This window comes from Nocardia sp. NPDC101769 (assembly GCF_044766925.1).
Classification (GTDB): Bacteria; Actinomycetota; Actinomycetes; order Mycobacteriales; family Mycobacteriaceae; genus Nocardia.
Genome location: NZ_JBIWMX010000009.1, coordinates 83834 through 96190, shown reverse-complemented (window position 1 = coordinate 96190; position 12357 = coordinate 83834). Strand labels below are relative to the sequence as shown.

The window sequence follows — 12357 nt, the reverse complement described above, 5'->3', positions numbered from 1 at the left end:
GTCTGATCCCGTTCTCCGGGGCGCTGGCCCTCGCGCCACGACTGCTGGTGGCGGACGAGCCGACCAGTGCGCTGGATGTGTCGGTGCAGGCGCAGGTGCTCGAACTGTTCGCCGATCTGCGCGCCGAATACGGATTCGCCTGCCTGTTCATCAGTCACGATCTCGGCGTCGTGCATCAGGTGGCCGACCGCGCGGTGGTGCCGCGGGAGGGTCGTACAGTCGAATCAGGCCCGGTCACGGCCCTTTTCCAGCATCCGCGGGAGGAGTGCGCGCGGCGCCTGCTGGACGCGGTTCCCGCCCCGGATCCGGCCCGCGCCCGCCGAGACGAAATCGTGTCCACGCAAGTGCCCCTCGCGTTGGGGGCCTGAGAGTAATTTGGGGAGCACCATTCCGCGCTGACAGCCACGGACACACCGGAACTTATACCAATAGGAGTATCCGGTGATACTAACTGGATTTGCCGCGCAGAACGGGTCGTATCCGAATCTGTGTAAGTATCCGTCTCGAAGGAGATCTCGGCGCTGCCTCCACCGGGAGGCTGGGTGGGCTGCCGGGATTCCGTACAGAAGGGAACCAGGTGGGCGCGAAAGCGGTATATGGACAGGATTTTCCGGAACTCGAAGCACCTACCTTGGGAAGCCTGCTCCGCCGCCTGCGCGACAATCGCGGTGTTTCCCGCGAACGCCTGGCATTCAACGCCGGTGTGAGCGCGAGTTACATCACGCATTTGGAGAAAGGCGACCGCGGCAACCCGACCCGGGAAGTGGTCGAGGCGCTCACCCGCTATCTGCACCGGCTGGACCCGCTCTCCACTGATGATCGCCGCCAGCTCGGCGACCTCGTGGGCCTGGGATCGGGTGAGCTTCCCTCCCCGAAGGAACTGCGCGCGGCGATCACACCCGAGATGATGCGGGCCCTGGAACTGCACAGCCCGAATATGGCCGCCCTGATCGACATTCGCGCCAACCTGCTGGCCAGCAATGACAGCTGGGACGCCGCCTTCCCGGGCCTGACCGAGGACGGCAATATGCTGCGCTGGTTCTTCGGCAATGAGCTGGCGACCCGGGTCATAGTGAACTGGGAGGCCGATGCCCGCCGGGTGACCCGCTGGATGCGCGGATTGATCGGGCGATCGGGCAATACCGACGGATTCGCCGATCTCATTCATGATCTCGGAGAATTCCCGAAATTCCGGCAGGCCTGGTCCGAGGGCGGCGTGGAGTTCGCACCGCATGTCTGGGCCGTGCAGCTGCGCAATCCGGTGACCGGGCTGCGGCGCAAAGTCCACGCCCAGCACGGCAGGCTCGACAGCACCGCCTACCCCGGGCAGTTGCTGACAGTGCTCGGGCTCCCCGGCTGAACCCGCTTCACCCGGTACGGGTGAGGCGCACCACCGCAAATCCGCTGGAGTGCAGCGCTTCTGCTCGCCTACCGGGGTGGGGGATCTTGGATGCCGTTGGAGTACTGGCGACTTGTCGCCGGGGACTGCGAGATCGCGGTGGCCAGCGGCGTGGAACAGGTCGGCCGCATCCCCATGGGCACCAGCCTGCTCGACGTGGACAACCTCATCGGCGCGGGCTTCCTGGAACGCTGTCCGCAGGGCGTGCCGTGGCGGGGCATCAGCGCCGAACTCATCACCGCCCGATGGATCTCAACCGCGCCGAGCTCGACGACTGGTGATCGAGACGCTTTACCAGCGGACCGGATCACCCACGCAGCGGGATGAATTCGGCCGGCGCGCCGTCCGCCGCGTCGGCCGGGACGACCACGATGCCGTCGCGGTGCAGCAGATCGGCCAGATGCGCGGTGCGCAGCCGGAGATCGCCTCGGAAGCCGCCTCCGGGCAGCGCCTGGGCCGGGACGATGCGCGCGACCGGCGCGGTCAGCTCGGCGGCGTTCACCAGCGGGCCCACGATCGGGTGAGCCGGGGTCGCGCCCGTCAGACCCTCGACCGTGGCGCCGATCAGCGTGAGCAGAGTGGCGATCGCCGCGAACGGATTACCGGGCAGCCCCAGAACGACTGTGCCGGAGGCCAATTGCGCCGCCACCGTGGAACCCCCGGGGCGCAGGCGCAGGCGGCGCAGCAGCATCGTGGCATCGGAGCGGTCCAGCGCCGAGCGCAGCTGATCGGCCGCGCCGCCGCCGGTCGCGCCCACGATGACCAGCAGATCGCAGTCCGCGGCCGCGACCAGCACCTCGTCGAAGGCATTCGCGGTGTCGCGCAGGTGAACCCGATCGATGGTGGCTACGCCGTACCAGCCCAGGACATCGGGCAGGATGGGCCCGATCGAGTCCCGGGTCTGACCGGTGTGCAGCGGCCCCTCGCCGCGAATCTCATCGCCGGTCATGACGATTCGCGCCCGCACCGGGCCGCGCACGTCCGCCGCCGCGACCTCCGCGCTGGCCGCCACCGAGATCAGCGCCGCCGTCACCGGGGTGCCCGCGGCGGCGACTTCCGCACCGGGGAGCCAGTATTCGCCGCGCCGGCGCACATCCTCGCGAATCGGAGTGTCCGGCAGCCGGTACAGCGTCCCGTCGGCCTCGAGGCGGACGAACTCGTCGCGTACCACCGAACCGGTACCGTCGGGCACGTGCGCGCCGGTGGCGATCCGCACCGCCTCGCCGTCCAGCAGGCCCACCGGCCGCTGGCCGCCCGCGAAACCGATATCGCGGCGCAGCTGCCAGGGCCCGTCGCCGCTCACCGCGTAACCGTCCATGGCCGAGACATCGAAGCGCGGCAGGGCGTCCGCCGCGAGCAAGGGCGCGGCCAGCGTCGCCCCACGCGCGGAGCGCAGCACCGCGCGGCGCACCGGCAGCGGGGAGATGCTCCCGCGCAGCACATCCCGCGCCTCGTCGAGCCACAGCGGCGCGGCGGTGCGCGCCGCCCCGGTCCGGGCCCGTCGCACGTCCTCGAGGGTGTCGCAGTCGTCCACGCCGGGCAGCGCCACCATGGCGGTCTCCACCGGCACCAGCGCCTTCATCGGCTGATTCACCAGGGAATCCAGGTTTTTCAGCGCCGCGACCAGGGCGGCGCGCCGCCACACCCCGACCAGATACTGCGGGCGGCCCGAGGAATCCGCGGCGAAGACCGCGTCGCTGCCGGATTCCCGTGCGTGGGAGAGCAGTTCGTCCACCGCAGAGGCGGTGAGGAAGGGCATGTCGGCGGCCAGTACCACGATCAGCGCGGCCGGGAACTCACAGCCGGCGAGGGCGCCCAGCCCTGCGGCAATGGCCGCCACCGGGCCCGCTCCGGCCGGTATCTCCTGTGCCTGAAGGATTTCCGGCGACAATTCGGGCCGATGTGGGCCCACCACCACGGTGCGTGCGCAGCCGGCGACCGCCGTCAGCGCTGCGTCCAGCATGGACTGCCCGCCGACCACGATGGCCGGCTTGTCCACCCCGCCCATCCGGCTGGCCTTTCCACCGGCCAGCACGATGGCGTCGACGGGTGTCACGAGCCCGATCCGGGGTAGGGGTGTGTCCTTCGTTCACAGCGCATGGTTGAAGATCGTAGTGGCAGGCTGTTCAGAGCTTGTTGGGCGCGCCCGGAAACCTGCGCTTGCCAAGCAATTGCCGATAGTCGTTGTGTTATGAGATGTGGTACGACACATAGTAGAAATGGTCTTGTTTTAACGTTGAGAACAATCTCATATGGCAGTATCCGACCTGAGAACTGGCGGAGTACGCGGCGTTCGTCACGGTTCACACCGGGCGCCACACCGGGTCCCACTGTTCGGTGCTGTGAGGACCCGGAGCAATGAGATTAGTTTGCTAAATGTTTGCGGAGAGGGAACGGCGTGGTGCTGGGCGTGAAACCGGATAGGGACTCCGACGATCTGAAGCCGCCGACATTCGGACTGCTGCTGCGCCGCCTGCGTGATGCACGAGGCGTATCACGAGAAAGGCTGGCGTTCAATGCCGGCGTGAGCGCCAGCTACATCAGCCATTTGGAGAAGGGCGATCGCGGCCACCCCACCCGCGAAGTGGTGGATGCGCTGCTGCGATATCTGGACCGAATAACCCCGCTGTCGGCCGTCGAGCGCCGGCATCTGCTCGATCTGGCCGGACTCGGCGTGAGCGAATTCCCCACCGTGGAAAAACTACGCGGTGAAATCACCGACGATATGCGCCGCGCCCTCGACCTGCACGAACCAAATCTCGCCGCCTACGTCGACACCCGCTGGAATGTGCTCGCCTGCAACGAAAGCTACTCCCGTGCCTTCCCCGGGCTGGAGCGGGACATCAATATCCTGCGCTGGTTTCTGGGTAACGAGGCCGCCCGCGAGGTCATGGTCGAGTGGGAGGAGGAGGTCCGGCTCACCGTGCACTGGTTGCGCGGTCTGATCGCGAGCTCTGGAGATACCGATTGGTCGGTTGAATTTCTCGCAGAACTCGGACGTTTCGGACTTTTCCGGGAAATGTGGGACGAGGGCGTCGCGGCCTACGGTCGGCCCCGCGCCACCATGCGCCTGCGCGACCGCGAGAGCAACCGGCGCTTCGATATCGCGGTGCAGCTGTTCAGCGTCTTCAATGCGGCCTACCCCAGTCAGATTCAGATCTTCCTCGGCATCCCGAGCTGGCCCGAGGCCGGGTGAGTATCCGCCGGCCGTGACCGCCATGGGCACGGCCTGCTCCCTCGAACACTCGGGGAAGAAGGCTCCCCGTCACTGCGCGGCTTGGATCTCGCGTCCCACGCGCATCCGCGGCCACGGTGTCGACAGCGCCCGCGCCGGCCGGTTCTCCCGCCGGGCGTTGGACCGCTCGACCAGCCGGATCAGCAGCGGCGCAACCACTTCCGGATGAGTCCAGGCCGCGCCGTGTCCCGCGCCCGGAATGGTGACCACACCGTCGGCCCCGGCCAGCCCGGTGGCCAACGCCTCGGACTTCTGGGCGGTGCTGTTGGCGTCGTGACTACCGCGCACCACCAGCGCGGGCGCGGATATCTCCGGTAGTCGATGCAGTACCGAGCGCCGGTCCATCAGGCACCGGGCGGCGAGCACGATGCTCTGGCGATCGGAGCTGTACCAGCGGCTGGTCCAGGTGCGCCACAGCCGCGGATCGGTGCCGCCGATGAGCTGCGGGGCCAATTCGGCGACCAGCGGGGCCAGCGGCTCCGGACCGGTCCAGCATTCGAAGAATTCACGGTAGTAGGCCAATTCGGCCGGATTGCACGCGGTGGCCTCGGTATCGATCAGGGCCAGGCCCTGCACCCGCTCCGGCGCCAGCAATGCCATGCGCAATGCGGCGTAGCCGCCCTGGCTCATTCCGCCGATGACCGCCTTCTCGATTCCGAGTTCATCGAGGACCGCCAATCCGTCCGCCGCCAGATCCCAATAGCTGAACGGTTCGCCATCGGGTGACCGGGTGCGACCATGGCACCGCGCATCGACCGTTACGAGGTTGACACCGGCGTCTGCCAGAGGTTCGCGCATCGGCTCGAACATCGACTCGTCCATGAAGAACCCGTGGGCGAGCAGCAAGGTCGGGCCGTTGATCTGGCTGGTGACGTAATGAACTGTCGCTGAACCTGATTGAACATAAGGCATGGTCAGACCCTAAGCGGCGGAAGTGGCCGCTCCCCAGACGTTTGCCCGTGTGGTGCCGGGCACCGTTCGGTGAGGTTCCCGACGGGTACCCACACTGGCCGGTGTCAGTACTGCTAGGGGTTTGCCCTAGATTGCCTCAAAACTGGACAACAAGATCGCGAGGCACTTTTAATCAGGCCGTGACGCTTTTGGGACAAGCGCAATATCAAGGGAGGAAACATATGCTCGACGCCACCACCGCAGCTCGACGCAACGACTTCCGGATCGATCGCGGCGCGGGATTGCGGGAGTCGCTCGAAGGTCTGCTGCTGCACGACGGGGTCGGCCTGGATGCGCGGATGCGCCACGCGATTTCCGCCGTGGTTCACCTCGCGGTAGATGCTCCGCTCGGCCTTCCGGAAGACGCCGAAGAATTCCTGGGCCGGCTGGACGCCTCCTGGCTTTTCGCCGCCTGGAATGACAGCGACCAGGAACTGTCTCTGCTGAATACCCTCGCGTGTGGTGAGGTTCCGGCATTGAGCTGGTGCGAACTCATGTTCACCACCGCGCTCGCGCCGTGGTCGGATGCGCCGGCGGCCGTGCATGCCCGTCGTATCTTCGTCAATGGTGAGCAGGCCCGCCTCGCCGCTGTCAGTGGTGACTGCGGTATGGGCCACGCATAAAACATACCGCGCGTTTTTCTTTCCGATACATATTGAAGGGATAGAGGAAGTGAAGCTGCTTTTCACCAATTTCGACGCAATGTTCGAATCCCTCGCCCGCCGCGATGGAGGCGAAAACGAAACCTGGCACCAGCAGGCGCTGTGCACCCAAACCGATCCCGAGGCATTCTTTCCCGACAAGGGCGGCTCCACCCGGGAGGCCAAGCGCATTTGCTTCTCCTGCGAGGTACGCAAGGAATGCCTCGACTACGCAGTCACCCACGATCAGCGTTTCGGCATCTGGGGCGGTCTTTCGCCGCGCGAGCGCCGTCGTTACGAGCGCGGCGCGGCCTGAAGGGTGATCGGACCCTCCGGGTGATCCGGCTCAGCGCGGAGCACGGAATTGCCTGATCCTCGCGCGGGGAAGCGGTCGGGATCAGCAGCGTCAATCGGCAGTTGCTCGTAGCAGACAGAATTCATTGGTCTCCGGATCGGCCAGGACCAGGACCGACTCGACAGCCGGTGATTCACCGCCGAACGGCGGTGCGTCGGGGCCGACCGGAACCGCGCCCGCGGCCCGCAACCGGGCCGCCTCCTCGACGGGATCGTCGGTGGGGAAGGCGACGAGATCCAGGTGGAGACGGCTGCGCCCACCCGGCGCCGCCGGTTCGAGCAGGAATTCCAGCCACGGGCCCTGCCCGGTGGCGGCCCGGATACCCGCGTAGCGGGCGGTCCGGTGGGTGAGCGGCCAGCCGCAGGCGGCGGACCAGAACTCGGCCAGCCGCAACGGGTCCCGGGTGTCCATCACGATGGCCGCGACCGCGCCGGTGTCCACGTACTGCTCACGCGGCTCCAGCACACAGAACTCATTGCCCTCGGGATCGGCCAGCACCGTCCACGGCACCGAGCCCTGGCCGATGTCCAGCCGGCGGGCGCCCAGGGCCAGCGCCCGGTCCACCTGCAGCCGCTGATGATCCAGCGAGCGGCTGCACAGATCCAGGTGGATGCGGTTCTTGGCGGTCTTGGGCCGCCGCGACGGGAGGAAGGCGAGCGCCACGTCCGGAGCGTCCGGGTCAGGTGCGGCGACATCGACCTCGCCGGGTCGATCCATCGTCACCTCCCAGCCCAGCAGCTCGGCCCAGAACCGGGCCGCCGCCCTGGGCTCGACCGCATCGAACACCACGCAGGCCAGACGGGTGGACATATTTTCACGGTAACCGGCGGGCGGGTGGCGCGTATCAGGTTCCGGCGAACCGGAAACGGGCACGCCGCAGGTCCACCCGGCCGTCCGCGATCGGGCAGCCCTCGGCCGCCAGCTCGGCCAGCTGCCGATGCGCCAAATGTGGTGCGGGCGTGCCGTTTGCGCGCAGCACCCGATGCCACGGCAGATCCGCGGAATCGGTGCGCATGATCCAGCCGACCGTGCGAGGCGTGGACAGACCCGCCGCGGCCGCGATGTCTCCGTAGGTGGCGACCCGGCCGGGCGGAATGGCCGCGACCAATTCGCGTACTCGCTCGACTTCGGCTTCGGTGGTTGGCATTTCGCGCCTCCTGGGTCAGAGCAGGGCACGGACCAGCGCGGCGGTCTGCAGCGGCCGCGCCTGCGCGACCATGTGGTCGCAATCGAATTCGTGGACGGTGAGCCGGTCACCCAGATGAGCGGTGAGCGCTGCGCGGAAGTCGGGAGACACCAGCGGCGGGTTCACCTTCATCGCCTGCACCATGACCGTCGGCAGCTCGCGTGGCGGCAGCACGAAGTCCCGGGCGATCTCACCCCAGAAGGCGATGATCGCCGGCATGGTCATCCGCCAGCCCACGCGGCCGTTCGCGGTGGGCACCAGGTGCTCTGTCAGCTCGGCGTCCAGGACCGCCGGGTCCACCTCGGCCCAGGAGGTCTCCAGCTTGTCGAACCGGGCCTGTTCGATGCTCTCGTAATCCGGTGCCGCCAGCATGGAATTCGCGATGGTCAGCATGCGCTCGGGTTCCAGGCCGATGGCCGGATCCAGCAGTACCAGCCCGCGCACCAGTTCCGGGCGGCGATGCGCCAGGTGCACCGCCGTGGCCGCGCCGAACGAATGCCCGAGCACTACCACGGGTTCGCTCGTCTCGTGCTCCAGCAGCGCCGCGAGATCATCCACGAGAGTTTCGAAATCCCACGGCGGCACGCCGGGCGACCTCCCGTGCCCTCGCAGATCCGGTGCAATGATCCGGACATCGGGGAGATGCTCGTCGGCCAGCGCCTGCCAGCGCCGGCCGTGGCCCGTCAACCCGTGCAACGCCAGCACGACCGGACCGGTCGGGGGACCGAAACGATGACTATGAAGCTCCACCACGCTGCCCATTCTGCTGCCTGCGTCCGATATGAACAGCTTCCGGACTGTGATCGGCGGCACGGCCAACTCATGGCAAACGAAATCTGTCGGGGCGGTCTGTTGAAATAGCCCACGTGATGCGATCGGATAGCTCGGTGCAACTGGTGCGCCGGGCCGAGGCGGAGACCCCTTTACGGGAGTGGGACGCCGCCCTCCGGCCGCTGTTCGACGACCTCGGCGCCGACCCCGGCTGGCAGCCCTGGCAGGTGCTCGGCGGACCCGGGACCGGCAAGACCGCACTGCTGGTCGATATGGCCGCCGCGCGCATCCTGGCCGGGGCAGCACCCGAATCGGTGCTGGTGCTCACCTACACCAAGCGTGCCGCCACCGCCGTGCGTGCCGCCATCACCGCCCGCATCGCCGCGGCCGATCCGGAACTGGGCGGGGTGCCCGGCGCCACCCGCGGGCCGCTGGTGCGAACCATCCACTCCTACGCCTTCGGGCTGCTGCGCTCCTTCGCGGCAGCACACGGCAATCCACCGCCGCGCCTGCTCACCGGATCCGAGCAGGACATCGTGGTGCGCGAACTGCTGCGTGGCGACCTCGCCGACGGCGCCGCCGCATGGCCCGAACGACTGCATCCCGCGCTGCCCGCCGCCGGATTCGCCGAACAATTGCGGGACCTCATGCTTCGGGCCACCGAACGCGGTCTGGGGCCCGAGGATCTCATCGAACTCGGGCGCGCCCACGGCCATCCGGAATGGGTCGCCGCCGGGCGCTTCGCCGAACGCTACGAGCAGGTCATGATGCTGCGCTGGTCGGTCGGCATGGACGTGCCCGAGGCCAGCGCTCCCGCCCTCGATGCCGCCGAACTCGTCACCGCCGCCCTCGACGCCTTCTACGCCGACCCCGAACTCCTTGCCGCCGAACGCAATCGGCTGCACTGCATTCTCGCCGACGACGCCCAGCACCTCGATCCCCATGCCGCCCAGCTCATTCGTGCCCTGGGCAGCGGCGCCGCCACCACCGTCATCGCCGCCGACCCCGACCAGGCCGTCTACACCTTCCGCGGCGCCGACCCTCGCTTCGCAGCAGACCCCGGCGCACCCGCCGACCGCCGAATCATCCTGCGCCACAACCACCGCTCCGCCCCCGCTGTCCAGGAAATAGCCGACCGCATAGCCGCCCGCCTCCCCGGCGCCGCGCCCCACCGCACTCCACCGCCCGATCCGCGCCCCACTGCGGCCACCGTCGATTTCCTCCACGAGATCGCCGCCGGCCTCGTGGACGGCGACGAATCTCGTGGTGCCACAACCCCGCCGCACATCGACGACCCAGCCGGCACATCGGGACCGGACGACGCAACGTCCGCCACCGTCAACGGCGGCACGTGCCGTTCGAACGGCGTACGGCACGCCGCGGCGGTCCGGCCGGACACGACCGGCGATTCGGTGCGCGTGCAGGTGCTGACGACACCGGCCAAAGAGGCGGCGCTGATCGCCGATCACCTGCGGCGTGCGCATCTGACGCACGGGGTGCCCTGGTCTCGGATAGCGGTGATCGTGCGGTCGGTGCCATTGTCGCTGGCGCCGCTGCGGCGGGCGCTGCTGGCCGCCGGTGTGCCGGTGAGGCAGCCGCCGGTGGACGTTCCGCTCGCGCGTCGGCGTGGCGCGGTGTGGATGTTGCTGGCGCTGCGGGCCGTTACCGCAGGCGATCCGACCTCGGTGCGGCATCCGCGGCCGATTGCATTCACCGCCGACGATGCGCTCGACCTGCTGGCCGGCCCGCTGGGCGGTGCGGACCAGATCAGCCTGCGGCGGCTGCGGCGCGGTATCCGGCGCACGGTGATGGAGCTCGGATATCCGGACCGCGCGGCCGCGGACGACGCCGAGCGCGATTCGATCGGCGCGGCCGAATCCGATGTGTCGGAATCGGATCCGACAGGCAGCGGGCGGCCCTCCGAGTCGCCCGCTGCGGATGCGGGCTCGTCGTCCGCTGCCGGACAGCCGCGCGGCGACAGACCGGTCCGGCCGCGACCGGACGCCGAATTCGACGGGGACGCGGAGCGATTCGCCGACTTGGATAGGTCGTCGGCGGAGATTCTGCGGGATCTGCTGGTGGGGGCCGGGAACCGGATGGTGCTCGAGAAGCTCACGCCGGTGGAGGCCGCGCCGCTGCGGCGGGTGCTGAAGGCGCTGGGGCGGGCGCGGAAGGTGCGGCGGGACGGGGGCGGGCTGGAAGACGTGATGTGGGGGGTGTGGACGGGCTCCACGCTGGAGCGGCGGTGGGTCGCGCAGTCCGAGCGCGGGGGAGCGGTCGGGATGCAGGCCGATCGGGATCTCGACGCGGTGGTCGGGTTGTTCGAGGCGGCCGCGGCGTATGTGGACCGGCTGCCGCGCGCCACGATCGAAGGGTTCGTGGAATACCTGGAGCAGCAGGAGATTCCGCAGGACAACGCACCGGTCACCGATCAGGGCGAGGCGGTGACCATCTGCAGCGCGCACGCGGCCGCGGGACGGGAGTGGGACACCGTGGCGGTGGCGGCCGTGCAGGAGGGCATCTGGCCCAATCTGCGGCCGCGCGGCACCCTGCTCGGCGTCGAGGATCTGGTGGATCTGCTTGCGGGCGTGGGCGGTTCGGGGGAGAAGATGAGCCGGGCCGCGCCGCTGCTGGCCGAGGAGCGGCGGCTGCTGCTGGTGGCGTGCAGCCGGGCGCGCCGGTCGCTACTGGTGACCGCGGTCGAATCCGCCACGGGGGACCAGGATCTGGTGCCGTCGCGGTTCCTGGCCGACATGGACGGCGAGGCCGCCGACGGACAGCCGGGCCGGATCCCGCCGCCGGTGGACCCGGGCCGCGCCCTGGCCATGCACGCCCTCATCGCCGAATTGCGTGCCGCCGCCTGCGATCCCGAGACCGCGCCGGAGCGTCGCCTGCGCGCGGCCCGGCAGCTGGCGCGGCTGGCGGAGGCCGGGGTGCGGGGCGCGCACCCGGACGACTGGTACGGCACAGCGGAACTCTCCTCCACGAATCCACTGTGGGACAGCGAAGACGGCGCGATCTCGCTGTCGCCGTCCACCGTCGATCAGCTCGAGACCTGCCCGCTGCGCTGGGCACTGGAACGTCACGGCGGCGGGGATGGCGAGAACCCGCACGCGCTCAAGGGCAATCTGGTGCACACCCTGGTGCAGGCGCTGGCCGGGCAGGTCAGTGAGGACCAGGTCAAACAGGCCCTGGCGAAGGCGTGGAAGAAGGTCGACCCCACCGCCCGCGACGGCGAGAACTGGCACTCCCGGGCGGAACTGCGCCGCACCGAGACCATGGTCGACACCTTCCTGGCCTGGCTGCGCAATACCCGCGACGAGCTCACGGCCATCGGCGTCGAGGTGCCGGTGGACTGCGTGCTGCCCGCCCGCGGCCCCGGCGAACAGCCCGTGCGGATCAGCGGCCGGGTGGACCGCGTGGAGCGAGATGCCCTGGGCCGCTTCGTCATCGTCGACGTGAAGACCGGCAAGACCCCCATCTCCAAGCAGGCCGCCGAGGAGCACACACAGCTGGCCACCTATCAGGTCGCCGCCGCCGAGGGCGCGCTCGGCGAGGGCGAGCCCGGCGGCGCGCGCCTGGTGTATGTGGCCAAGCCCAGCAGCAAGGAGGGCGCGACCCAGCGCACCCAGCCGCCGCTGGACGCGGACGGAATCGAGACCTGGCGGACCGTCATCCACGACGCCGCCGATGCCTCCAAGGGCCCCAGCTACCTCGCCATGCGCAATGACGGCTGCCGTCACTGCAAGGTCGCCGGCAGCTGCCCGGTGCAGGACACCGGCCGGCAGGTGACGGACCAGTGAATGCGGCATCGCGTAG

11 protein-coding genes and 1 pseudogene are annotated in these 12357 nt (G+C 69.1%); 7 read left to right on the top strand and 5 right to left on the bottom strand.

Annotation, left to right across the window (positions count from 1 at the left end):
• Positions 1–17 precede the first annotated feature (17 nt).
• The 3 genes and pseudogenes from ACIRRA_RS16920 to ACIRRA_RS16910 all read left to right on the top strand — a co-directional run.
• Positions 18–368, top strand: a pseudogene (locus tag ACIRRA_RS16920) (glutathione ABC transporter ATP-binding protein); the annotation flags it as partial.
• A gap of 263 nt (positions 369–631) precedes the next feature.
• Entirely contained in the window at positions 632–1360 is a 729-nt protein-coding gene (locus ACIRRA_RS16915; RefSeq protein WP_402768377.1) for a helix-turn-helix transcriptional regulator, read from the top strand.
• Between the two features lie 90 nt (positions 1361–1450).
• A complete protein-coding gene (locus ACIRRA_RS16910) occupies positions 1451–1726 on the top strand; it encodes a hypothetical protein (protein WP_402768374.1) in 276 nt (91 codons plus the stop codon).
• Here the strand turns inward: ACIRRA_RS16910 and ACIRRA_RS16905 are convergent.
• On the bottom strand, positions 1707–3455 hold the full coding sequence (locus tag ACIRRA_RS16905; RefSeq protein WP_402768371.1) for an NTP transferase domain-containing protein: 1749 nt from the start codon (positions 3453–3455) through the stop codon (positions 1707–1709). The two genes, ACIRRA_RS16910 and ACIRRA_RS16905, sit on opposite strands and share 20 nt — an antisense overlap.
• Before the next feature lie 354 nt (positions 3456–3809).
• On the opposite strand from ACIRRA_RS16905, the gene ACIRRA_RS16900 reads away from it, so the two are divergent.
• Positions 3810–4595, top strand: a complete 786-nt coding sequence (locus tag ACIRRA_RS16900; protein WP_402768368.1) for a helix-turn-helix domain-containing protein — start codon at positions 3810–3812, stop codon at positions 4593–4595.
• A 69-nt stretch (positions 4596–4664) separates the two neighbouring features.
• Here the strand turns inward: ACIRRA_RS16900 and ACIRRA_RS16895 are convergent, their stop codons facing one another.
• Positions 4665–5546, bottom strand: a complete 882-nt coding sequence (locus ACIRRA_RS16895; protein WP_402768365.1) for an alpha/beta fold hydrolase — start codon at positions 5544–5546, stop codon at positions 4665–4667.
• Positions 5547–5767: 221 nt separating this feature from the next.
• Here ACIRRA_RS16895 and ACIRRA_RS16890 point away from each other — a divergent pair, with 221 nt between their 5' ends.
• Together ACIRRA_RS16890 and ACIRRA_RS16885 are read left to right on the top strand one after the other, a co-directional pair.
• Complete coding sequence (locus ACIRRA_RS16890; RefSeq protein ID WP_402768362.1) at positions 5768–6208, top strand: hypothetical protein; 441 nt, start codon at positions 5768–5770, stop codon at positions 6206–6208.
• Between the two features lie 49 nt (positions 6209–6257).
• Positions 6258–6542: a WhiB family transcriptional regulator gene (locus tag ACIRRA_RS16885; RefSeq protein WP_402768361.1), complete on the top strand. Its 285-nt coding sequence runs from the start codon at positions 6258–6260 to the stop codon at positions 6540–6542.
• A 90-nt stretch (positions 6543–6632) separates the two neighbouring features.
• On the opposite strand, the gene ACIRRA_RS16880 is transcribed toward ACIRRA_RS16885, so the two are convergent.
• From ACIRRA_RS16880 to ACIRRA_RS16870, 3 genes are read right to left on the bottom strand one after another with little or no spacing between them, the layout of a single operon-like run.
• Positions 6633–7391 (bottom strand): VOC family protein, encoded by a 759-nt coding sequence (locus tag ACIRRA_RS16880; RefSeq protein ID WP_402768358.1) that lies wholly within the window; start codon positions 7389–7391, stop codon positions 6633–6635.
• Between the two features lie 34 nt (positions 7392–7425).
• Positions 7426–7728, bottom strand: coding sequence for an MGMT family protein (locus ACIRRA_RS16875; RefSeq protein WP_402768355.1), 303 nt, complete (start codon positions 7726–7728; stop codon positions 7426–7428).
• A 15-nt stretch (positions 7729–7743) separates the two neighbouring features.
• Complete coding sequence (locus ACIRRA_RS16870) at positions 7744–8529, bottom strand: alpha/beta fold hydrolase (protein WP_402768353.1); 786 nt, start codon at positions 8527–8529, stop codon at positions 7744–7746.
• Positions 8530–8636: 107 nt separating this feature from the next.
• Here ACIRRA_RS16870 and ACIRRA_RS16865 point away from each other — a divergent pair, with 107 nt between their 5' ends.
• A complete protein-coding gene (locus tag ACIRRA_RS16865; RefSeq protein ID WP_402768709.1) occupies positions 8637–12341 on the top strand; it encodes an ATP-dependent helicase in 3705 nt (1234 codons plus the stop codon).
• Positions 12342–12357: the final 16 nt, after the last annotated feature.

What these genes read in the sequence shown, in the direction of transcription:
- ACIRRA_RS16910 (WP_402768374.1), top strand. Translation starts at nt 1,451, where the DNA reads ATGCCGTTGGAGTACTGGCGACTTGTCGCCGGGGACTGCGAGATCGCG.
- ACIRRA_RS16895 (WP_402768365.1), bottom strand. Translation starts at nt 5,546, where the DNA reads ATGCCTTATGTTCAATCAGGTTCAGCGACAGTTCATTACGTCACCAGC.
- ACIRRA_RS16890 (WP_402768362.1), top strand. Translation starts at nt 5,768, where the DNA reads ATGCTCGACGCCACCACCGCAGCTCGACGCAACGACTTCCGGATCGAT.
- ACIRRA_RS16880 (WP_402768358.1), bottom strand. Translation starts at nt 7,391, where the DNA reads ATGTCCACCCGTCTGGCCTGCGTGGTGTTCGATGCGGTCGAGCCCAGG.
- ACIRRA_RS16875 (WP_402768355.1), bottom strand. Translation starts at nt 7,728, where the DNA reads ATGCCAACCACCGAAGCCGAAGTCGAGCGAGTACGCGAATTGGTCGCG.
- ACIRRA_RS16870 (WP_402768353.1), bottom strand. Translation starts at nt 8,529, where the DNA reads ATGGGCAGCGTGGTGGAGCTTCATAGTCATCGTTTCGGTCCCCCGACC.
- ACIRRA_RS16865 (WP_402768709.1), top strand. Translation starts at nt 8,637, where the DNA reads ATGCGATCGGATAGCTCGGTGCAACTGGTGCGCCGGGCCGAGGCGGAG.